General features: G+C 37.3%; 20 protein-coding genes and 1 other annotated feature. Of the genes, 16 read left to right on the top strand and 4 right to left on the bottom strand.

Going from position 1 to position 23,077, the window contains the following annotated elements:
* The first annotated feature begins 5 nt into the window (after positions 1-5).
* Together tgt and yajC are read left to right on the top strand one after the other, a co-directional pair.
* Positions 6-1,145, top strand: a complete 1,140-nt coding sequence (gene tgt / locus PSR14_RS23045; protein WP_000125362.1) for a tRNA guanosine(34) transglycosylase Tgt — start codon at positions 6-8, stop codon at positions 1,143-1,145.
* Between the two features lie 27 nt (positions 1,146-1,172).
* Entirely contained in the window at positions 1,173-1,433 is a 261-nt protein-coding gene (yajC, locus tag PSR14_RS23040; RefSeq protein WP_001068066.1) for a preprotein translocase subunit YajC, read from the top strand.
* 37 nt (positions 1,434-1,470) lie between these two features.
* On the opposite strand, the gene PSR14_RS23035 is transcribed toward yajC, so the two are convergent.
* The gene (locus tag PSR14_RS23035; protein ID WP_000349147.1) at positions 1,471-1,854 is read right to left on the bottom strand and encodes a TIGR04086 family membrane protein; all 384 of its coding nucleotides are present in this window, start codon (positions 1,852-1,854) and stop codon (positions 1,471-1,473) included.
* 102 nt (positions 1,855-1,956) lie between these two features.
* Here PSR14_RS23035 and PSR14_RS23030 point away from each other — a divergent pair, with 102 nt between their 5' ends.
* Positions 1,957-2,604, top strand: a complete 648-nt coding sequence (locus PSR14_RS23030) for a DUF421 domain-containing protein (protein ID WP_000455393.1) — start codon at positions 1,957-1,959, stop codon at positions 2,602-2,604.
* Between the two features lie 29 nt (positions 2,605-2,633).
* Here the strand turns inward: PSR14_RS23030 and spoVB are convergent, their stop codons facing one another.
* A complete protein-coding gene (gene spoVB, locus PSR14_RS23025; protein WP_000198283.1) occupies positions 2,634-4,193 on the bottom strand; it encodes a stage V sporulation protein B in 1,560 nt (519 codons plus the stop codon).
* A 172-nt stretch (positions 4,194-4,365) separates the two neighbouring features.
* Between spoVB and PSR14_RS23020 the strand changes: the two genes are divergently transcribed.
* The 12 genes from PSR14_RS23020 to PSR14_RS22965 all read left to right on the top strand — a co-directional run bounded on the left by PSR14_RS23020 (position 4,366) and on the right by PSR14_RS22965 (position 19,881).
* A complete protein-coding gene (locus PSR14_RS23020; protein WP_000886980.1) occupies positions 4,366-4,650 on the top strand; it encodes a post-transcriptional regulator in 285 nt (94 codons plus the stop codon).
* 270 nt (positions 4,651-4,920) lie between these two features.
* Positions 4,921-7,185, top strand: coding sequence for a protein translocase subunit SecDF (gene secDF / locus PSR14_RS23015; protein ID WP_001119080.1), 2,265 nt, complete (start codon positions 4,921-4,923; stop codon positions 7,183-7,185).
* A gap of 153 nt (positions 7,186-7,338) precedes the next feature.
* A complete protein-coding gene (locus PSR14_RS23010) occupies positions 7,339-8,232 on the top strand; it encodes a cation diffusion facilitator family transporter (protein WP_033674155.1) in 894 nt (297 codons plus the stop codon).
* A 101-nt stretch (positions 8,233-8,333) separates the two neighbouring features.
* Positions 8,334-10,673 (top strand): single-stranded-DNA-specific exonuclease RecJ, encoded by a 2,340-nt coding sequence (gene recJ, locus PSR14_RS23005; RefSeq protein WP_048557572.1) that lies wholly within the window; start codon positions 8,334-8,336, stop codon positions 10,671-10,673.
* Between the two features lie 47 nt (positions 10,674-10,720).
* Positions 10,721-11,233 carry an adenine phosphoribosyltransferase gene (locus PSR14_RS23000; RefSeq protein ID WP_000346214.1) on the top strand — a complete coding sequence of 171 codons (513 nt, stop codon included), beginning with the start codon at positions 10,721-10,723 and terminating at the stop codon, positions 11,231-11,233.
* 210 nt (positions 11,234-11,443) lie between these two features.
* Complete coding sequence (relA, locus tag PSR14_RS22995; RefSeq protein ID WP_001262809.1) at positions 11,444-13,627, top strand: GTP diphosphokinase; 2,184 nt, start codon at positions 11,444-11,446, stop codon at positions 13,625-13,627.
* A 17-nt stretch (positions 13,628-13,644) separates the two neighbouring features.
* Positions 13,645-14,085 carry a D-tyrosyl-tRNA(Tyr) deacylase gene (locus tag PSR14_RS22990; RefSeq protein ID WP_001266956.1) on the top strand — a complete coding sequence of 147 codons (441 nt, stop codon included), beginning with the start codon at positions 13,645-13,647 and terminating at the stop codon, positions 14,083-14,085.
* Positions 14,086-14,213: 128 nt separating this feature from the next.
* A complete protein-coding gene (locus PSR14_RS22985; RefSeq protein WP_000447391.1) occupies positions 14,214-14,909 on the top strand; it encodes an alpha/beta fold hydrolase in 696 nt (231 codons plus the stop codon).
* A gap of 264 nt (positions 14,910-15,173) precedes the next feature.
* Positions 15,174-15,350: a hypothetical protein gene (locus tag PSR14_RS22980; RefSeq protein ID WP_001242605.1), complete on the top strand. Its 177-nt coding sequence runs from the start codon at positions 15,174-15,176 to the stop codon at positions 15,348-15,350.
* A gap of 54 nt (positions 15,351-15,404) precedes the next feature.
* Positions 15,405-15,635, top strand: a binding site (T-box leader).
* 69 nt (positions 15,636-15,704) lie between these two features.
* Entirely contained in the window at positions 15,705-16,976 is a 1,272-nt protein-coding gene (hisS, locus tag PSR14_RS22975; RefSeq protein ID WP_000027087.1) for a histidine--tRNA ligase, read from the top strand.
* A gap of 12 nt (positions 16,977-16,988) precedes the next feature.
* The gene (gene aspS, locus PSR14_RS22970) at positions 16,989-18,764 is read left to right on the top strand and encodes an aspartate--tRNA ligase (RefSeq protein ID WP_406644065.1); all 1,776 of its coding nucleotides are present in this window, start codon (positions 16,989-16,991) and stop codon (positions 18,762-18,764) included.
* 349 nt (positions 18,765-19,113) lie between these two features.
* Entirely contained in the window at positions 19,114-19,881 is a 768-nt protein-coding gene (locus PSR14_RS22965) for a ThiF family adenylyltransferase (RefSeq protein ID WP_000903177.1), read from the top strand.
* A gap of 513 nt (positions 19,882-20,394) precedes the next feature.
* Here PSR14_RS22965 and PSR14_RS22960 read toward each other — a convergent pair.
* Both PSR14_RS22960 and PSR14_RS22955 read right to left on the bottom strand, forming a co-directional pair.
* Entirely contained in the window at positions 20,395-21,036 is a 642-nt protein-coding gene (locus PSR14_RS22960) for an RsfA family transcriptional regulator (protein ID WP_046197790.1), read from the bottom strand.
* 37 nt (positions 21,037-21,073) lie between these two features.
* Complete coding sequence (locus PSR14_RS22955) at positions 21,074-22,360, bottom strand: replication-associated recombination protein A (protein ID WP_000812931.1); 1,287 nt, start codon at positions 22,358-22,360, stop codon at positions 21,074-21,076.
* A 292-nt stretch (positions 22,361-22,652) separates the two neighbouring features.
* Here PSR14_RS22955 and cymR point away from each other — a divergent pair, with 292 nt between their 5' ends.
* Positions 22,653-23,069, top strand: coding sequence for a cysteine metabolism transcriptional regulator CymR (gene cymR / locus PSR14_RS22950; protein WP_000704116.1), 417 nt, complete (start codon positions 22,653-22,655; stop codon positions 23,067-23,069).
* The last annotated feature ends 8 nt before the right edge of the window (positions 23,070-23,077 follow it).

Below are 23,077 nucleotides of genomic sequence, written 5' to 3'. Positions count from 1 at the left end.
AAATTATGACAGCAATTCGTTATGAATTTATTAAAACTTGTAAACAAACAGGTGCCCGTTTAGGACGTGTACATACGCCACACGGTTCATTTGATACACCAACATTTATGCCAGTTGGTACGCTTGCAACAGTTAAGACAATGTCACCAGAAGAATTAAAAGCAATGGATTCTGGCATTATTTTAAGTAATACGTATCATTTATGGCTACGTCCAGGTCACGAAATCATTCGTGAAGCAGGCGGTTTGCATAAATTTATGAACTGGGATCGTGCAATCTTAACGGACTCTGGTGGTTTCCAAGTATTCAGTTTAAGTGACTTCCGTCGCATTGAAGAGGAAGGCGTTCATTTCCGTAACCACTTAAATGGAGATAAATTATTCTTATCACCAGAAAAAGCGATGGAAATTCAAAATGCATTAGGTTCAGATATTATGATGGCATTTGATGAGTGTCCACCATTCCCAGCTACTTTTGAATATATGAAGAAATCTGTAGAGCGTACAAGCCGCTGGGCAGAGCGTTGCTTAAAAGCACATGAACGTCCACAAGATCAAGGTTTATTCGGTATTGTACAGGGAGGGGAGTTCGAAGAACTTCGTCGCCAAAGTGCAAAAGACCTTGTTTCAATGGACTTCCCTGGTTACGCGGTAGGTGGTTTATCTGTAGGTGAGCCGAAAGATATTATGAACCGTGTACTTGAGTTTACAACGCCGCTTCTTCCAGATAATAAGCCACGTTACTTAATGGGAGTAGGTTCCCCTGACTCGTTAATCGATGGTGCAATTCGTGGTATTGATATGTTTGACTGCGTACTTCCAACTCGTATCGCTCGAAATGGTACATGTATGACAAGTGAAGGCCGCCTTGTTGTCAAAAATGCGAAATTCGCAAGAGATTTCGGTCCGCTTGATCCAAACTGTGATTGCTATACATGTAAAAATTACTCTCGTGCGTACATTCGTCACTTAATGAAATGTGATGAAACGTTCGGAATTCGTTTAACGTCTTATCACAACCTTCATTTTCTGTTAAACTTAATGGAGCAGGTGAGACAAGCTATTCGTGAAGACCGTCTTGGCGATTTCCGCGAAGAATTCTTTGAACAGTATGGCTTTAATAAACCGAATGCTAAAAACTTCTAATACATAATTTAAAAGGAGGAACAAAAGATGAATCCAGGTATGATGAATATCGTTATGATCGTTGCGATGTTTGCGATTTTCTATTTCTTATTAATTCGCCCGCAACAAAAACGTCAAAAAGCAGTTGCTCAAATGCAAAGTGAGTTAAAAAAAGGTGATGCTATCGTAACAATCGGTGGTTTACACGGTACAATTGAATCAGTAGATGAGACGAAAATCGTTATTAAATCTGGTGGTTCACACTTAACTTTCGATCGTAATGCGATTCGTGAAGTTGTGAAAAACTAATGAGGAAGGCCCTGCATGAAATGTGCAGGGCCTTTTTTTAGTTATTTTGTTTGGACATATTTACACCGAAAATGCCACCAAGTGTACTCGCGCCCATTAATGCTAATTGGTAAAGTAACTGCGAGTTCGATAAAGTTTGAGAGAAGCCTAAATAGTTAACTAGAAAAACAAGTATAGTGAATGTAAGTCCTGTTGAGAAGCCTACTAGCCAACCTTTCCCTTGTGCTTTTTTGCCGGCAGTAAACCCAGATATAAGCATAGATAAAAGTGCTAGTATAAAAATAGTAACAGCTAATGTTCCTTCATTCATATCTGTAAATTTTAATAAAAGAGCCATAATCATGCTAGTAACTGTTGCGAGAATTAATAGGATAACGATACCGAAGCCGATTGCAGTTGATAATTTTTTCGTTCCATCCATTTATACATTCCCCCTTTTTAATACAAGCATATTTTCCTTTTGCCTAAGTTAGACTATTTTCTTTTTTATAGGGGAGTCTATACGTAAAAAGGAGATGTAAAAATGGAATGGGTATCAGTAATTGGCCGGACGATGCTGTTGTATATTATCATCTTAATTATTTTTCGTCTTATGGGTAAACGTGAGATAGGAGAATTAAGTGTATTAGATTTAGTCGTATTCATTATGCTTGGTGAAATGGCTGTAGTCGCAATTGAAAATACGGATAAATCACTTTGGCATCAATTAGTTCCGATGGTCTTTCTTATGTGTATACAGATCATTTTGTCTGTCATTTCTTTAAAGTTTCAACGATTTCGGCATTTAATAGAAGGAGAACCAGCAATCATTATTAATGCTGGAAAAATTGATGGAAAAAAGATGAGAAACCAGCGATATAATATAGATGATTTAATGATGCAATTAAGAGAGCAGGGAGTCGGAGATATTAGGGATGTAGAATACGCTATTTTAGAACCATCTGGGAAGTTATCTGTCTTTCAAAAACAAAAAGGCGGGCAGGATGCATTGCAGTTTACTCTTCCTCTTATTATCGATGGCGAAATTCAATCGAATCATTTACAAATGATTGAACATACAGACGAGTGGCTTGTTGAAAAATTAAAAAACTTAGGCTATAACGATGTAACACAAATTTTATACTGTAGTTTTCAAAATGGGAAATTTTTTGTTGATTTGAAAGAAAACTAGAGGCTTACTATATGGAATAGTAAGCCTATTTACTTCAAAAATGAAAGTTTTCGAATGATAGGGAGACGACTTAACTCTTCTTTTCGAATGAGCTTGAAAATGAAGAGGAGCACAATATAAACGAGTGTTGTTAAAGTGATTTCCCATAATGTTTGTATGCCAAGTGAATGAGAGAAAACCATATACTTATGAAGGTAAAAACCGAAGGAGCCTGCGATACCGATGGCAAGTCCGCCAAAAATATAGTCTTTTGCGTAAATGGTAAATGTAATTTTCTTTAAAACAGTAGCATAATGAAGAAATGTTACTGTTACGATATTTGCTGCAATAGCAAGGGCAACCCCCATCATTTGAAACTCTGGCCTTGAGGCTAGTACGAAAATAACAATTAATTTCACGATTGCACCAATAAACGTATTCATCATGGCCGCACGTGCTAAGTTTAAAGCTTGTAAGACAGAGGTAAGTGGACTTTGAAAATAATGAAATAAAAAGCAAGGTGCAAGAAGCTGGATGAACGCTGTTGCACTATCCGATCCATACATAAGAGTTAAAACAGGAGAAGCAAATACGTATAATATAACGACTGACCACCCGCCAGTAATGAGTGAGATTCGAAGAGCTTGTTGTAAGCGGTGTTCTACTAATTTATGTTGTCTTTTTGCCATTGCCTCGCTAATTGATGGAACGAGTGCTGTCGAAAGAGCGTATGTAATAAAGGCTGGTAGTGAAAGAAGCGGGAATGCATACCCGTTTAATATACCGTATTGCTGAGTTGCGACGGAGGCAGCAACGCCGGCAATCGCTAAGCTTTGCATAACGACGATAGGTTCAAAAAAATAGGAAACGGAACCGATTAAACGACTTCCTGTAGTTGGAAGTGCAATATCCATAAGAGAATAAAATGTTCCTTTGCTCTCCTTTACAGTAGTGAAAAATCCAGAGCGTATAGATAAATGTTTTTCGCGCTGGAATAAAGTAAGTAAAAATAATAACGATGCCACTTCACCGAGAACGGCTGATAACATAGCGCCAGCTGCAGCATATTCTACGCCGTAAGGTAAAAATAATTGAATACATATAGCGATAATGGTAATGCGGACAATTTGTTCTATCACTTGGGCGTAAGCGCTAGGTTTCATATTTTGTTTCCCTTGGAAATAGCCACGTAAAACAGAAGAAACAGCAATAACAGGAACGACAGGCAAAATGGCCATTAATGGATAGTACGTTCGTTCATCAGTTAATAATGTTTTTGCTAAAATAGGTGTGAGGAGCATAATTCCAATTGTTAAAATGATACTAATAACAGATGTAACAGCTAATGATACTGTTAATATTTTTTTAACTTTTTGTTTATCATTCACAGCTTCTGCTTCTGCTACAAATTTTGCGATTGCGACAGGAAGACCGATTTGTGTTAATGTAATTGCTAGAATAAATGTAGGGACGGCCATCATATAAAGGCCAACGCCTTCTTCTCCTAAAATACGTGCCATTACAATACGATTAATAAATCCTAGAATTTTGGTAATAAAGCCGGCTATCATTAAAATAAATGCGCCTTTTAAAAAGCTTTGTCTCGTCATGGTCTTCTCCTACCTTCTCAAAATCAGTGGAATGATTTACAATAATTTATATGCACGTACGAGACAAGAATGACAAGCATTTAAGAGAGTACTCTTGAAAGTAGTTATTGCTGTCCATTAGAGCGGGATTAAAAGCGACTTTTCGTGCTGAAATAAGAAGGAGATGTTATATATGTTAGATAGAGAGGCTTTGGTAGAATCATACCGCGGACAGTTACAAGTCGTTTTAGAAAGTAAAGTAGAAGAGTTCCAAATGTTCGGCTACGACCGAGTAACAGATGATGACATTTGGAAGTTTCTTAAAGTGAAAAAGTGGAAGAAGATAGACAGTGACGTTAGATTGTATGAATTAGTTAATGACGTATTAACAGTAACAGCTAATGAATATATGACGTATTTAACTGTTGAAGCATATCAAGCCCCGCTTTGGTCATTTGATGAATATGAAAATAAATAACCGACTGCAATTGGTTTGTTCTTCCTTTTGCAGTATAATGATAGGTATTGATAATGAGGAAATAATTATGTCTAAGATCATATATAAAGGAGGTAGTGAAGAGAGAAAACAAATAATGAAAGTGTAGGTAATGTGAAAAACTTACCGACACAGCTGGTGAGGAACTAGCAAAATTATAGAAAGGAAGTCTACTAACTAGGCGTATGCACACGTGTAAAAGTGAATCGTAAAAGATTTATTTGAAGTGTTAGTAGCGGAAAGAGGGTACATATGGCAAAGCGTGGTACAAGAATTGCCGCCTTTTTCCTCATCGTTTTATTAATCGGTGGAGTAATTGGTGCGGCAGGAAAAGACATAGCAAAAGGAATTAGTCTAGGACTAGACCTTCGCGGTGGTTTTGAAATTCTGTATGAAGTAAAACCAGCCAAAAAAGGTGATAAAATCGATCGAGATGTACTTGTAAGTACAGTAGGTGCTCTTGAAAATCGTGTCAATGTTCTCGGTGTAAGTGAGCCGAACATTCAAATCGAAGGGCAAGATCGAATTCGTGTACAGCTTGCTGGTGTACAAGATCAGCAAAAAGCACGTGAAATGTTATCAACACAAGCGAAATTAACATTTCGTGATGTAGACGACAATCTTCTTATGGATGGAACGGATTTAAAAGGTGGCGGAGCGAAGCAAACATTTGATGAGCAAGGCCGTGCGAGTGTAGGTCTTACACTAAAAAGCGCTGAAAAATTCCGTGAAGTAACTGAGAAAATTTCAAAAATGCCACCACCAACGAATTTAATGGTAATTTGGCTTGATTTTGAAGAAGGAAAAGATTCGTATAAAGCAGAATCTGCAAAACCGAATCCGAAATTCTTATCAGCAGCAACAGTAAGTCAAGTATTTAACCAAGCTGAAGTATCTATCGTAGGTGGAAACTTCACAGTTGAAAGTGCAAAACAACTTTCATCTTTATTAAACGCAGGTGCACTTCCGGTTGATTTAAAAGAAATGTATTCAACATCTGTTGGAGCGAAATTTGGTCAACAAGCGTTAGAGCAAACAATTTTCGCTAGTGCGATTGGTATCGCTCTTATTTTCTTATTTATGCTTGTATTCTACCGTTTACCAGGACTTGTAGCGGTTATTATGTTAGGTCTATACATTTTCGTTACATTACTTGTCTTTAACTGGATGCATGCAGTTCTTACGTTGCCAGGTATTGCGGCGTTAGTGCTCGGGGTAGGTATCGCAGTTGATGCGAATATTATTACGTACGAGAGACTAAAAGAAGAACTGAAAATTGGTAAGTCAATGATGTCAGCATTCCGTGCTGGTAACCATCGTTCATTAGCAACAATTTTAGATGCGAACATTACAACACTTGCAGCAGCTGGTGTATTATTCGTTTACGGTAATAGCTCTGTAAAAGGATTCGCAACAAGTTTAATTGTAAGTATTTTAGTTGGTTTTATTACGAACGTATTCGGTACTCGTTTCTTACTAAGTTTACTTGTAAAGAGCCGTTACTTCGATAAAAAACCAGGATACTTTGGTGTGAAACAAAAGGATATTATTCCGTTAACAAAAGGTGTAGTACATCCACCAACGAAATTTGATCGTATTAACTTTGTAAATGTCGGTCATAAATTCCTTATCTTCTCGATTGTAGTTGTAATTGCAGGTGCAATTATTTTACCAATTTTCAAAATGAATCTTGGTATTGACTTTGCGAGTGGTACACGTATCGACCTGCAATCAAAACAATCAGTTACTGTGTCTGATGTTCATAAAGATTTTAAAGAATTGAACATTGACGTGAAGGAAGAAAACATTGTACCGACTGGAGATGACAATAAGGGATTCGCAGTTCGTACATTAGGTGTTCTATCAAAAGATGAAATTGCGAAAACAAAAACATTCTTCCACGATAAATATGGTACAGATCCAAACGTAAGTACAGTTTCGCCGACAATTGGTAAAGAAATTGCAAGAAATGCATTTATCGCAGTATTAATTGCTTCTGCAGTTATCATTTTATACGTAAGTATTCGATTCCGATTTACGTACGCATTATCTGCAGTGCTTGCATTATTACATGATGCATTCGTTATGATTGTTATATTTAGTATTTTCCAATTGGAGGTAGACTTAACGTTTATCGCTGCCGTGTTAACAATCATCGGTTATTCTATTAATGACTCAATTGTTACGTTTGATAGAAACCGTGAATTATACAAACAGAAAAAACGAGTTCGCGATATAAAAGACTTAGAAGAAATCGTAAATGCAAGTATTCGCCAAACGCTTGGTCGTTCGATTAACACCGTATTAACAGTGTTATTCCCAGTAATTGCACTGCTTATCTTCGGTAGTGAGTCACTACGTAACTTCTCGTTTGCGTTACTTGTTGGACTAGTTGTAGGTACGTATTCTTCTGTTTTCGTTGCTTCTCAAATTTGGTTAATGCTTGAAAACCGTCGTTTGAAAAAGGGCAAAAACAAGAAAAAGGTTGAGAAAGTAGAATCTGAACCGCAAGTATAAAAAAGATGATGTCTCTTTATGAGGCATCTCTTTTTTCGTTTGTGGATACAATAAGATAGTTACTTTGAAATGATGAAATGGAAGAAAGTGGTGATGTTATCGCTGTTTTTGTTACAATAAAAAGATAGGTTAAGAAAAGAAGGGATTTTAATGATGGAAAAAGATGAACGTTTTAAACAGGCCGAGTTTGGTGCTATTGTCGGGATCGTTGGTAATATTATATTAGCGATTATAAAGGCGGTAATTGGTTATATTGGGAACAGTAAAGCGCTATTAGCAGATGCGGTGCATTCTGCATCAGATGTAATTGGTTCGCTAGCTGTACTGTTTGGGTTACGAGCAGCAAAGCAGCCGCCCGATGAAGATCATCCGTATGGTCATGGTAAAGCGGAATCGATTTCAGCGATTATTGTTGCAGTATTATTATTTATTGTGGGAATCGAGATAGCGATTTCGTCCATAAAAGCTTTTTCACAGGAACTAGAACCGCCGAAAGGGATTACAATTTTTGCTGTCGTTCTTTCAATTATCGTGAAAGAAGGAATGTTTCAATATAAATTCCGATTAGGGAAAAGGGTAAATAGTGATGCAATTATTGCAAATGCATATGAGCATCGTTCAGATGTGTTTTCTTCAATTGCAGCTTTAATCGGTATTTGTGCAGCGATTATTGGTGGTAAGTTCGGGTTAGATTGGCTTGTGTATGCCGATCCAATTGCAGGATTATTTGTTTCACTTCTCGTTGCAAAAATGGCATGGAGTATTGGGGCAGAAGCAATTCATGCAACGCTTGATCATGTTCTTCATGAGGAAGATGTTATTCCGCTTAGAGAAGCAGTACTTCAAATAGATGGTGTAAAAAAAATTGGTTCTTTATACGCAAGGGAACATGGTCATTATGTTATTGTTGATATTAAAGTTTCTGTAGATCCATACATTACTGTAGAAGAAGGGCATCGCATTGGAAAGCATGTGAAAGAAACGCTTATGAAACAAGATAACGTACAAAATGTGTTTGTACATATAAATCCGTATTCTCCAAATTAAACATTATTAACATTTTAGTATATAGATATTGCATCGTAGTTTGCATGATATTGTCACCCCTTAATCTGTCTTGTATAATGAACAGGTTAAGGGGTGATTTCGTGTTACAACCGAAGACGCGTTGGAAAGAAAAAGAATATAATGGCGAGCGAGTGAGTGAATTAGCAAGTAAATTACAATTATCACCACTTGTCGTTTCGTTATTCCTCGGTAGAGGATTAGATACAGAAGATAAGATTTTAGATTTTTTAAATACAGAAAATCAAGAATTTCATGATCCATTTTTATTAGAAGGAATGGATAGAACGGTAGAACGTGTAAATAAGGCGATTCAAAATGGAGAGCAAATATTAATATTTGGTGACTACGATGCGGACGGAGTAAGTAGTACGACTGTGTTATATCTTGCCTTGCAAGAATTAGGTGCAGACGTAGAATTTTATATCCCAAACCGTTTTACAGAAGGTTATGGACCAAACGAAGAAGCATTTCGTTGGGCGCATAGCGCAGGATTCTCATTAATTATTACTGTCGATACTGGTATCGCAGCTGTACATGAAGCAAAAGTGGCGAAGGAACTTGGGATAGATCTAATTATTACAGATCACCATGAGCCACCACCAGAATTGCCAGAAGCACTTGCGATTATTCATCCGAAATTAGATGGCGGTGTGTATCCGTTTCACTATTTAGCGGGCGTTGGTGTTGCGTTTAAAGTTGCACATGCACTACTAGGCCGTGTACCAGAACATTTATTAGAAATTGCAGTAATTGGTACGGTAGCCGATTTAGTATCACTTCACGGTGAGAATAGATTGCTAGTGAAGCGCGGTTTAAAACATATGCGCATGACGAAAAATATTGGACTAAAGGCGCTATTTAAAGTTGCTAACGTTTCGCAAAGTGAAATTACAGAAGAGAGTATTGGCTTCTCAATCGCACCTCGTATTAATGCAGTTGGACGTTTAGAAGATGCTACGCCGGCTGTACATCTTTTATTATCAGAGGATCCCGAAGAAGCGAAAGAGCTGGCTGAAGAAATTGATGAGCTGAACAAACTGCGAAAAGATATTGTAAAGCAAATTACAGAAGAAGCTATCGCTGAAGTGGAAACGAATTTCCCTCCTGAAGATAATAAAGTATTAGTGCTTGCAAAAGAAGGATGGAATCCAGGTGTAATTGGAATTGTCGCTTCTAAATTAGTTGAACGTTTTTATCGTCCAACGATTGTATTATGCATTGATCCTGTAAAAGAAACTGCAAAAGGTTCAGCGCGTAGTATTGCAGGATTTGATTTGTTTGCAAATTTGTCAGATTGTAGAGAGTTATTGCCACACTTCGGAGGACATCCGATGGCAGCGGGAATGACGCTACATATGAATGATGTAGATGAATTACGCCGCCGTTTAAATGAACAGGCAGATACAATTTTAACGGAAGAAGATTTTATTCCAATTACAGCTGTCGATGCTTTTTGCAAAGTGGAGGACGTAACACTTGCAGCAATTGAAGATATGCAAAAGTTAGCGCCATTTGGTGTTGGAAATCCAAAGCCACGTATTGCAGTGAAAGATGCGGAGTTAGAAAGTATTCGTGCAATCGGATCAGACGGTTCTCATTTAAAGATGTCTCTTCGTGATGGACAAGCAACATTGGATACAATTGGATTCGGTTTTGGTGCGTACGCGAAAGAAATTTCTCCAGTTGCAAAAGTATCTGTAATAGGAGAAGCGTCTATCAATGAATGGAATAATTTTAAGAAGCCGCAATTAATGGTGCAAGATATTGCTGTAGAGGCATGGCAATTATTTGATTGGCGTAGTATGCGTAACGTAGAAGCAAATTTAGCAGAACTTCCGAAAGAAAAAATAACGATGGTGTATTTTTCTAAAGAGGTATTGCATAAATTTTCTTTAGAAGACTATAAAGAGCATATGATGCATGCATCAGAAGTAACCGAGTTAGATGAGCAATACATCGTGTTACTTGATTTACCAAAAGGAACAGATGAATTACGAGATCTATTTAAAGTTGGGTTCCCGTCGCGAATTTATACGCTATTTTATCAAGAGAATAATCATTTATTTAGTACTGTTCCAACGAGGGATCACTTTAAATGGTACTATTCATTCTTGAGCCAAAAATCACCATTTTCTTTAAGACAATATGGAGAACAACTATGTCAACATAAAGGTTGGTCAAAAGATACAGTAAATTTCATGACACAGGTGTTTTTTGAGTTAGAATTTGTTACAATAAAAGATGGCGTCATTTTTATGGCAGACAAAAAACAAAAGCGTGATTTAATTGAATCGAACACATATCGTGAGAAAATGAACCACTTACAATTAGAAAAAGAATTGGTTTATAGCACATATCAGCAACTATATACATGGTTTGAAACGATTCGTAATCATAAAGAAGTAGAACAGTTAGGGTAAAGGATTTGTATTTACAAACCTTTTAGATCTGAGGAGGATTCAGAAATATGGATTTCAAGCAACATATCGCAATTGTACCGGACTATCCAAAAGAAGGTATTGTGTTTAAAGACATTACACCGTTAATGAACGACGGTAAAGCATACAAAGCAGCAACAGATGCAATCGTTGAGTATGCAAAAGAGAGAGACATCGACCTTGTAGTAGGTCCAGAAGCTCGTGGCTTTATTATTGGTTGCCCAGTTTCTTACGCATTAGAAGTAGGATTTGCGCCAGTTCGTAAATTAGGAAAATTACCACGTGAAGTAATTACAGTTGACTACGGTAAAGAATATGGTAAAGATGTTTTAACAATCCATAAAGATGCAATTAAGCCAGGCCAACGCGTATTAATTACAGATGATCTATTAGCTACAGGTGGAACAATCGAAGCGACAATTAAGCTAGTTGAAGAGCTAGGCGGAGTTGTAGCAGGAATTGCATTCTTAGTAGAACTTACTTACTTAGATGGTCGTAAAATGTTAGATGGTTACGATGTATTAGTATTAGAAAAATACTAATCGCTATATAGGTAAAACTACGGTGATAAGAAGTACCCGTGAATCTCTTGGAGAGGAGCGGGTACTTTTGTATAATTGAACAAAAAATTATGGTGAAATGTCAGTAAAATCTTTTCCTTTTCACAATTCACAATCATTGGGTTATAATGATAGAATATAATTTATTCTATTTAATAAAGATAAAGTCAATTTTCAATAAAAGGTGATTCGATGGCAAATGAGCAGGTACTAACAGCTGAACAGGTACTCGAGAAAGCAAGTCAATATTTAGTGGATGAAGATATTGAGCTAGTAGCACGTGCCTATGAATATGCACGCGATGCGCATAGCGAACAATACAGAAAATCGGGTGAACCATACATTATTCATCCAATTCAAGTTGCAGGTATTTTAGTTGATTTACACATGGATCCAGCTACAGTATCAGCAGGTTTCTTACATGATGTAGTAGAAGATACAGAGATTACATTAGAAGATATTGAACGGGAATTTAATAAAGAAATTGCTATGCTTGTTGATGGTGTGACAAAGCTTGGAAAGATTAAATATAAATCTCATGAGCAACAACAAGCAGAAAACCATCGCAAAATGTTTATTGCAATGGCTCAAGATATTCGAGTTATTTTAATTAAACTAGCTGATCGTCTTCATAACATGCGTACATTGAAACATTTGCCTCAAGAGAAGCAGCGTCGCATTGCGAATGAAACGTTAGAAATCTTTGCGCCTTTAGCACATAGACTCGGAATTAGTACTATTAAATGGGAGCTAGAGGATACGTCACTTCGCTACTTAAATCCACAGCAATATTATCGTATTGTAAATTTAATGAAGCGTAAACGTGCAGAACGTGAAGAGTATTTAGACGAAGTAATGACTGGTATTCGTGAGAAATTAGACGAAGTTGCAATTCAACCTGAAATTTCTGGAAGACCAAAACATATTTACAGTATTTATCGTAAAATGGCACTGCAAAATAAACAATTCAATGAAATTTACGATTTATTAGCTGTACGTGTCGTTGTAAATAGTATTAAAGATTGTTATGCAGTACTTGGAATTATTCATACGTGCTGGAAGCCGATGCCAGGTCGTTTTAAAGATTATATTGCAATGCCGAAAGCAAATCTATATCAATCTCTTCATACGACTGTAATTGGACCGAAAGGTGATCCGCTTGAAGTGCAAATTCGTACGAAAGAAATGCATGAGATTGCAGAATTCGGGATCGCGGCACACTGGGCGTATAAAGAAGGAAAAACAGCAGAAACAACAGGTACATTAGAGAAGAAACTTACATGGTTCCGTCAAATATTAGAATGGCAAAATGAAGCTTCTAATGCAGAAGAGTTTATGGAGTCGTTAAAAATTGATTTATTCTCTGACATGGTATTCGTCTTTACACCGAAAGGCGATGTAATGGAATTACCACTTGGATCTGTTCCAATTGACTTTGCATATCGTGTGCATTCAGAGATTGGGAATAAAACAATTGGTGCAAAAGTAAACGGGAAAATGGTGACACTTGACTATAAATTAAAAACAGGTGACATCATTGAGATTTTAACATCGAAACATTCGTATGGACCAAGTCAAGATTGGGTGAAACTTGCTCAAACATCTCATGCAAAAAACAAAATACGTCAGTTCTTTAAGAAACAACGTAGAGATGAAAATATTGAAAAAGGCCGTGAACTTGTTGAGAAAGAAGTGCGTAGCCTAGAGTATGAGATGAAAGAAGTGTTAGCGCCTGACAATTTAAAACGAGTTGCTGAAAAATTCAACTTTGCAAATGAAGAAGATATGTTTGCGGCAGTTGGATATAATGGTATCACTGCATCGCAAATTGTTACGCGACTAACGGACAAGTTCCGTAAGCAACGTGAAGAAGAAGAGATTGTTGAAGTTAAAGAAGTTCGTAAACCGATGAAAATTCGAAAATGGGATTCTGGCGTTAAAGTAAGTGGTGCAGATAATTTATTAATTCGTTTATCAAAATGCTGTAACCCAGTACCTGGTGATGATATCGTTGGGTATATTACGAAAGGCCGAGGCGTATCGATTCACCGCCGTGACTGTGTAAATGTTCATACAGAAGAAGCTATAGAACGTTTATTAGAAGTAGAGTGGGAAGGTAGCCCTGAAAAAGAAATTGAGTATAACGTTGATATTGAAATTTCAGGTTACGATCGCCGTGGTTTATTAAACGAAGTATTACAAGCTGTTACAGAGACGAAAACGTACATTTCAGCAGTTTCTGGTAGAAGTGACCGTAATAAGATGGCAACAATTAATATGTCAATCTCTATTCGTAACTTACAGCACTTGAAAAAAGTAGTAGAACGCATTAAACGTGTTCCAGAAATTTATGCAGTACGACGCATGATGCATTAATAGGGAGTGTAGAAAAGATGAGAGTTGTTTTACAACGATCAAAAGAAGCGTCTGTCACAGTAGACGGTGAGATCGTAGGACAAATTCCGTTCGGTTTAACATTACTAGTTGGCATTACGCATGAAGATACAGAAAAAGATGCAACTTACATTGCAGAAAAAATTGCGAACTTACGTATTTTTGAAGATGAGAGCGGAAAGATGAACCATTCTGTACTTGATGTAGAAGGACAAGTTCTATCCATTTCGCAATTCACATTATACGGAGATTGCCGCAAGGGAAGACGTCCAAACTTTATGGATGCAGCTAAACCTGACTATGCAGAGCGTTTATATGATTTCTTTAATGAAGAAGTACGTAAGCAAGGGTTGCATGTAGAAACAGGGAAGTTCGGAGCAATGATGGATGTTTCTTTAATCAATGATGGTCCGGTTACCTTAATTGTGGAAAGTAAATAGTGTTGCAAGAAGAGAGGGGATGAGCCCCTCTCTTCTTTTATGGTTTTTAATGGTATATTTTGTTAATTATTGTTATGATAGTTAAGAAAATAAACGATATAATCGGGGGATTATGGGAGGTAAAACTTATGGAAACATTTGTACTCGTTCATGGAGCATGGGATGGCGGTTATGTTTGGAAAAAACTAGCTGAACTTTTAAGGGAAGAGGGTCATAGTGTATATACTCCTACATTAACTGGACTTGGGGAACGAACACATCTTATGCAACCTAATATAGGGTTGAAGACATTTATTCAAGACATTGTTAATACTATTAAATATCAGGGTCTAAAAGATGTAATTTTGGTAGGACATAGTTATTCTGGTATGGTAATTACAGGGGTGGCAGAAGTAATTCCCGAGTTCATTAAGGAGCTAGTATACGTGGATGCAATGCTTCCGGAAGATGGTGATTCTGTTATGGATATTTCTGGACCGGAAATGGCCGCGCATTTTATAGAAGAAGTAAAAGTATACGGGGAGGGATGGCGTGTTCTTCCTAGAAATACAATAGATGAGAGAAAATCAGCGATGCCATTGTTGGCTTTTACACAATCGGTTGAAATAAAAAACTCTAAAGCACAATGTATACCGCATATATACGTAGAAGTAAAGGATAATCCAGAACATTGGCCAATGACGTCTATCTTTTTAGAATCAGCAAAAAAAGCAAGAGATAGAAAATGGGAGGTTTTTTCTATTGAAGTTGGTGGGCATTGGGTAATGGAAACTAATCCAGAGGCATTGGTCCGTATATTGAATCAGAGTGTAGAAGTAATTTAATGTATGCTTTACTTCCTATAGAAGAAATGGCCGCGCAATTTGTATTACATGTAATGTTAGAAATTCTCGTAATTGGGGTAGGTATTGTATCGTATCGTTATATTATTTGAAGCATCATATGCTAGCAAGTGGACTAGCTCATTGTTATAAATCCAATACTAATGTTTATTTTGAGTCAATAGCTTTTTCGTTTATGTATAACTCTCTAATCAATATGGAACAATAAAAAGTAAAACATCCATATTGAATGTGAGGGATATACGTATGCGTATGAATGAAAAAGGGCATTCTGTTACAAATGGTGCAAATCAACTGTTTAACGTGAATTTTCATGATTTTATTTCAAAAGAGCAAAACAATACTTCAATGGAGCTTGCTTCTGAGTTTGGCATTTCTCTTCAAGATGTAAAGCGTCTAAAGAAGCAGATTGAACGCTCTTAGAGCACTTGACAATCCTACTGAACAAACGTATAGTAATTTTATATTTACATATGAATATAACCTTTGATAGAGAAGAGTAAATGAGACACACATGGAAAGAGAAGAAATGTCTTAGGCTGAAAACATTTCTACATGATGACTGATTGAATGACACTCTAGAGGTTTCAACTTGAACGGCGTATACGCTTAGTAGGGATGAACGCACATTTAAGCGTTATTAAAAAAGTGGAAGCATACGTGCTTCAATTAGGGTGGCACCACGGGTATAATACTCTCGTCCCTACTGTTCAAACAGTAGAGGCGGGAGTTTTTTTATTTTTATTAAGATTAAAACAATTTGAGGAGGAACTGAATATGTCTATTCAAATCCCACGCGGAACGCAAGATATTCTTCCAGGTACTGTTGAGTTATGGCAGTATATCGAAGGGCAAGCACGCGAAATTTGCCGTCGTTACAATTACAAAGAAATTCGTACACCAATTTTTGAACACACTGAGCTATTTTTACGTGGTGTTGGTGATACGACAGATATCGTACAAAAAGAAATGTACTCATTCCAAGATCGTGGAGAGCGTAGTTTAACATTACGTCCAGAAGGTACTGCACCTGTTGTACGTTCTTACGTTGAAAATAAAATGTTCGGTGACGCAACACAACCGACGAAATTATATTATATCGGTCAAATGTTCCGTTACGAAAGACCACAAGCAGGTCGCTATCGTCAATTCGTACAATTTGGTATTGAAGCAATCGGCAGTAACGATCCTGCAATTGATGCAGAAGTAATTGCACTTGCTGTAGAGTTTTACCGCGGCATGGGCTTAAAAAATATTAAAGTTGTATTAAACAGCTTAGGTGATGCAGCAAGCCGTCAAGCACACCGTGATGCATTAATCGCACACTTCGAGCCACGTATCGGCGAATTCTGTTCTGACTGTCAATCTCGTTTAGAAAAGAACCCTCTTCGTATTTTAGATTGTAAGAAGGACCGTAACCATGAATTAATGGGAACAGCACCATCTATTACAGAATACTTAAACGAAGATTCAGCAGTATACTACGAAAAAGTTCAAGAACTATTAACGATGATGGATGTTCCATTTGAAAAAGATCCGAACTTAGTACGTGGTTTAGACTACTACCAACACACTGTATTTGAAATTATGAGTGAGGCAGAAGGTTTCGGTGCTATTACTACATTAAGCGGTGGTGGACGTTACAACGGACTTGTACAAGAAATCGGTGGACCAGAAATGCCAGGTATCGGTTTTGCGATGAGTATTGAACGTTTAATTATGGCACTAAAAGCTGAAAACATTGAATTGCCAATCGAACATAGCATTGATTGTTACGTTGTAGCGCTTGGTGAAAAAGCAAAAGACCATGCTGCAAAAGTTGCATTTGATCTTCGTAAAGCTGGATTATCAGTTGAAAAAGATTATTTAGATCGCAAAATGAAGGCACAATTTAAATCAGCAGATCGTCTAAAAGCGAAATTTGTAGCTGTATTAGGGGAAGATGAGCTAGATAAAGGCATCATTAACTTAAAAGATATGGCAACAGGCGAACAAGAAGAAGTAGCATTAGATGTATTTGCTTCATACGTAGCAGAGAAATTAATATAGGGGGAACTTACAGTGGCTGAAAGAACGCATGCATGTGGAAAAGTAACAGTAGAAGCAGTTGGACAAACAGTTCAATTAAAAGGTTGGGTACAAAAACGCCGTGATTTAGGTGGATTAATCTTTATCGACTTACGTGACCGTACAGGTATCGTACAAGTTGTATTTAACCCAGAAACATCAAAAGAAGCGCTAGAAGTAGCAGAAACAATTCGTAGCGAATACGTACTACACGTAGAAGGTACAGTTGTTGAGCGTGGTGAAGGCGCAATTAATGACAATATGGCAACTGGTCGTATTGAAGTACAAGCAACGAAAGTAAATGTATTAAATGCAGCGAAAACAACGCCAATCATTATTGCTGATGATACAGATGCATCAGAAGATGTGCGTTTAAAATATCGTTATTTAGACTTACGTCGTCCTGTAATGTTCAACACATTCAAAATGCGTCATGACGTAACAAAAACAATTCGTAACTTCTTAGACACAGAAGAGTTCTTAGAAGTGGAAACACCAATTTTAACGAAGAGCACGCCAGAAGGAGCTCGTGATTATTTAGTACCAAGTCGTGTACATGATGGTGAATTCTATGCATTACCACAATCTCCACAGCTATTTAAACAGCTTCTTATGGTCGGCGGATTTGAGCGTTACTATCAAGTAGCACGCTGTTTCCGTGATGAAGATTTACGTGCAGACCGTCAACCAGAATTTACGCAAATCGATATTGAAGCTTCATTCTTAACACAAGAAGAAATTTTAGATATGATGGAGCGCATGATGACGAAAGTTATGAAGGATGCGAAAGGTGTAGAGATTAGTGCACCATTCCCTCGTATGACTTACGCTGATACAATGGCTCGTTACGGTTCTGATAAGCCAGATACACGCTTTGAAATGGAACTAACAGACTTATCTGAGTTTGCAGCAGGTTGTGGATTTAAAGTATTTACAAGTGCTGTAGAAAGCGGCGGACAAGTAAAAGCAATTAATGCAAAAGGTGCTGCGAGCAAATACTCTCGTAAAGACATCGATGCATTAACTGAATTCGTAAAAGTATACGGTGCAAAAGGTTTAGCTTGGCTTAAAGTGGAAGAAGACGGCTTAAAAGGACCGATTGCGAAATTCTTCGGTGAAGAAGATGCAAATGTGTTAATGAGCACATTAGAAGCTACTGCTGGTGACTTATTACTATTCGTAGCAGATAAGAAGAGCGTTGTTGCAGATAGCTTAGGTGCACTTCGTTTACGTCTAGGTAAAGAGCTTGAGTTAATTGACGAAAGTAAATTTAACTTCCTATGGGTAACGGATTGGCCGCTTCTTGAGTACGATGAAGATGCAGATCGTTACTTCGCAGCTCACCACCCATTCACAATGCCATTCCGTGAAGATGTTGAGCTATTAGAAACAGAACCAGAAAAAGCACGTGCGCAAGCATATGACCTTGTATTAAACGGTTATGAGCTTGGTGGTGGATCACTTCGTATTTACGAGCGTGACGTACAAGAAAAAATGTTCAAAGCACTTGGATTCTCACAAGAAGAAGCGCAAGAGCAATTCGGATTCTTATTAGAAGCATTCGAATACGGTACTCCACCACACGGTGGTATTGCATTAGGTTTAGACCGTCTTGTTATGTTACTTGCAGGTCGTACGAACCTTCGTGATACAATTGCATTCCCGAAAACAGCAAGCGCAAGCTGCTTATTAACAGAAGCTCCAAGCCCAGTTGCAGAAGCACAGCTTGAAGAGTTAAACTTAAAATTAAGCTTAAAAGAAGAGAAGTAAGAATGGGGTCTAGATGGTTATACTAATACCATCTAGGCTTTTTTTGAGAGGTTGTTTAAAAAGTCCGGTTCAGATAACTGTCGCATCTCGTCGTTACGTATGCTAGTCTGGTGCTCGAGTAGTAAAGCTACACTGCGCTCCTCCTAGCATACGTGCCTCGATCTGCTCGGTTATCTGAATCCTCCTTTTTAAACGTGTATTGGAAGGAAGTTTAAAAAGTCCGGTTTACACTATGTTTTTATTTTTGAAATATGTATTTTTAGGAATTCTATAACTTTTTCTATACAAATAGTCGGAAAAACGCTAGAATACATGGTAGACCATTTTTGTAATAGGAGTGTAGAGCTGAATGTTACATCAATTTTCACGTAATGAATTAGCCTTCGGTAAAGAAGGACTTGAAATATTAAAAAATAGTACAGTCGGTATTTTAGGGATTGGCGGCGTAGGTTCTTTTGCAGCTGAAGCATTAGCACGTTCTGGAGTTGGGCGTCTCGTATTAGTTGATAAAGATGTTGTAGATATTACAAACGTAAACCGTCAAATTCACGCTTTAGTATCTACTGTAGGACGTTCAAAAGTAGAATTAATGAAAGAGCGTATTGCAGACATTAACCCAGAGTGTGAAGTAATTGGACTAGAGATGTTTTATACAGATGAAACATATGAAGAGTTCTTTAAGCACGGTTTAGACTTCGTAGTGGATGCATCTGATACAATTACGTTCAAAATTCATTTAATTAAACAATGTTTACGTCGTAAAATTAAAATTATCTCAAGTATGGGTGCAGCAAATAAAATGGACCCAACTCGTTTCCGTATTGCGGACATCTCTAAAACACATACAGATCCAATTGCGAAAGTCATTCGTACGAAGCTTCGTAAAGAGGGTATTAAAAAAGGTGTAAAAGTTGTCTTCTCTGACGAAAACCCAATCGTAATTCGTGAAGAAGTACGTAAAGAAATCGTACCAGACGAAAATGCAAAAATTCGTAAAGCGAAATTACCGCCTTCATCAAATGCATTCGTACCATCTGTGGCAGGCTTAATTATGGCAAGTCACGTTGTACGTGAACGCATTAAAAATGTAGAAGTGAAACGTGTAGGGCAAGAATAAAATGAAAGCATATATCCATTTCGGATATATGCTTTTTTAGATGTGCTAAAGAAATAGGGGTATTTGCATTGCTACTAGTTCAAATGCAAGCAAGGCCAGTAAGTAATAATCATATTTGTCTGATTTATAACCTGAGGTCTTTTTTAAACTGTGAATGGTAAAAAGGCCTAACGTTAGAACGAGAATACCGAGTGTTATTTTGAAGGCTACTAATGAAATGGCAATCAGCTCCTTTCAATCGTATATGTTTATAGTAATATTTAAGTAAAAAATATCCAGTTGATTCAGGGGGTCCTTTGTATAGCAGGTTTACTTATTTTGTAAATATTTGTCGGTAAATCGATATTCCTTGTCGAATAGTCGATATAATTAAAAAATCGTTGATATATTGTAAGTTACGATAGATATATTCGAAAAATCGCCGATATAATTTCATTTACCAATATACTATCCATCGAAGAGACAAAAAAAGGATGTCACTTAGCCGGAAAATAGGGCTAGGTGACATCTTTTTTAATTCTCTGCAGAATAAATAATATCTAAATTTCCATTTTGATCTGTCTTGAAAATGGGAGCGATCTGCTCTTCTTGTTCTTCAACTGAAACGAGTTTTCGAGCACGATCCATAATTCTAACGAGCATTGCGTAATCTTCTTCGATTGCTTGTTGTTTTTTTGTGAGTGCGGCTAATTTAGTTTCAAGCTCATCATTCGTTTTTTGCAAGGAAGTGAGCTGAGTTTGTAATACTTCATTTTCAGTTTGTAACTTTGCGAGTGAAGGATTATTGTGCTCCAAGTTTTGCAAAAACGAGATGACATTTTGCATTGTAAGTTCTTGTTTACTTGGTACAATATCTTCTGAAAACTCAGCGTCGATTACGAGTTGTTTCGTTTTTGTGAACTGATTTTTTTCTATTTTAGCTTCAGAACGCTTTAATTCTTTACGTTGTTTTTTCGCAAGCTGCACCGCATCTTCATAATTCGGTCTTACTTCAGCATTCCATCTAAAACCGCAAGCTGCGGAAGTGCGGTTTAAAGCATCGCCGACTTCATCGAATGCTTTTATTTGTGTACTGCCGCTGCGAATATGTCGTAAAACAGTTTCTGCTAAAAGGAGATCGTCTTCTTTTGTCCATGCATCTTGACGTGTTTTCATAAGCGAAGCCTCCATAATGGTGACGTTTTCGCTTATGTTACCCTTTATTTTTCGTTTTATTCGAACTTTGTAATCTTTCATATACAGTAGAAAGTGCTTGCTCAAATTTCCCTGTCGTTTTCGGTTTATAATATTGTTTGTTTTTTATTTTATCAGGTAAGTATTGTTGCGGTACCCAACCATTTGGATGGTCGTGTGGATATAAGTATCCAATGCCTCTTCCAAGTGCCTCTGCGCCTTTGTAATGACTATCTTTTAAATGACTTGGAATATCGCCTGTTTGACCGTTCCGTAAATCGTGTAAGGCAGCGTCAAGTGCTTTATAAGCTGAGTTTGATTTTGGTGATAGGCAAAGCTCAATAACGGCATTTGCAAGTGGTATGCGTGCTTCTGGGAATCCAACTCGTTCCGCTGATTCTATAGCTGCTAGCGTACGCGGTCCAGCTTGCGGGCTAGCAAGTCCAATATCCTCATATGCCATAATAAGAAGACGTCTGCCGATGCTTTGCAAGTCGCCAGCTTCAATAAGACGTGCTAAATAATGAAGTGCTGCATTTACATCGCTTCCGCGCACCGATTTTTGAAATGCCGATAATACGTCATAATGAGCATCTCCGCCTTTGTCATGAACGAAGCTCTTTTTTTGTAAGCATTCTTCGGCGATTTCTAGCGTAATTTCCGCAGCTTTGTCATCAGTTGTAAAGCTAGATAAAACAGCTAGTTCCAGTGCATTATAAGCGGAACGCATATCTCCGCCTGATGCATTTGCAAAGTGATGTAATGCCTCAGGTGTAACAGTTACATCATATTCTCCAAGACCTTTTTCTTTATCTTCAAGTGCTCGTTTTAATCCAATTAAAAGATCATCTTCTGTTAATGCGTGTAATTCAAAGATTTGACAACGACTTCGAATAGCAGAATTAATAGCATGGAACGGATTACTCGTCGTTGCACCAATTAAAGTAAGGAGTCCACTTTCTAAATGGGGTAATAAAAAATCCTGTTTTGCTTTATCTAGACGGTGTACTTCATCTAAAATTAAAACGAGGTGTCGATGCATCTTTGCCTCTTGTACGACAACTTCCATATCTTTTTTATTATGAGTAACAGCGTTTAATAGGCGAAAAGGGGTTCCGGTACTTCCTGCAATTGCGCTCGCGATGGATGTTTTTCCAGTGCCTGGAGGGCCATATAAAATCATAGATTGAAAATGATTTGCTTGGACCATTCGCCATAAAATTTTTCCTTCACCAACTAAATGTTGTTGTCCGATAATTTCTTGAATATTTGTAGGGCGCATTCGATGTGCGAGTGGTTGTTTCATTTTTACCGTCTCCCTTAATGTATAATCTCTTTCTATCGTATCATTTTTTTTAGTGGAATTTGAAATAGGATGCTGTTTTGTGGGAAAAATGAATATGAATATTTTCATTTTTCTTTCAATTGTAATAATTTCCGAGTTTTTCAATGTGATTTTATGTTATCATTTTGATACACAAGTTGAAATTTCTTATAATACTATATTATGCTATAATTTCATAGGATTTTAAATTGTGTTCTTTTACAAATAAGATATAACCAATAGAAGTGAAAATTTGAAAAGAGGTGCAAAATAGATGAAGATTTCAACGAAAGGCCGCTACGGCTTAACAATTATGATCGATCTTGCAAAAAAGTTTGGTGAAGGTCCGATTTCATTAAAATCAATTGCGCAGGCACATGACTTATCTGAGCATTACTTAGAGCAATTAATTTCACCACTTCGTAACGCGCGTCTAGTAAAGAGTACACGCGGGGCATATGGCGGATATGTATTATCAGATCAGCCGGCTAATATTACAGCTGGGGATGTAATCCGTGTATTAGAGGGTCCGATTAGTGTTGTAGAAATGATAGAAGAAGAAGAACCAGCACAACGCCAATTATGGATGCGTGTTCGTGATGCGGTGCAAGAAGTGTTAGATAGTACAACATTAGAAGATTTAGTACGTTATGAGGAAGAAAATCACGGGGGCTATATGTTTTACATTTAATTCCTTGT

Origin of the sequence: Bacillus sp. A01H, assembly GCF_045277205.1 — a bacterium.
GTDB classification, from domain to species: Bacteria; Bacillota; Bacilli; order Bacillales; family Bacillaceae_G; genus Bacillus_A; species Bacillus_A paranthracis.
This window is presented reverse-complemented; position numbering and strand designations above follow the sequence as displayed.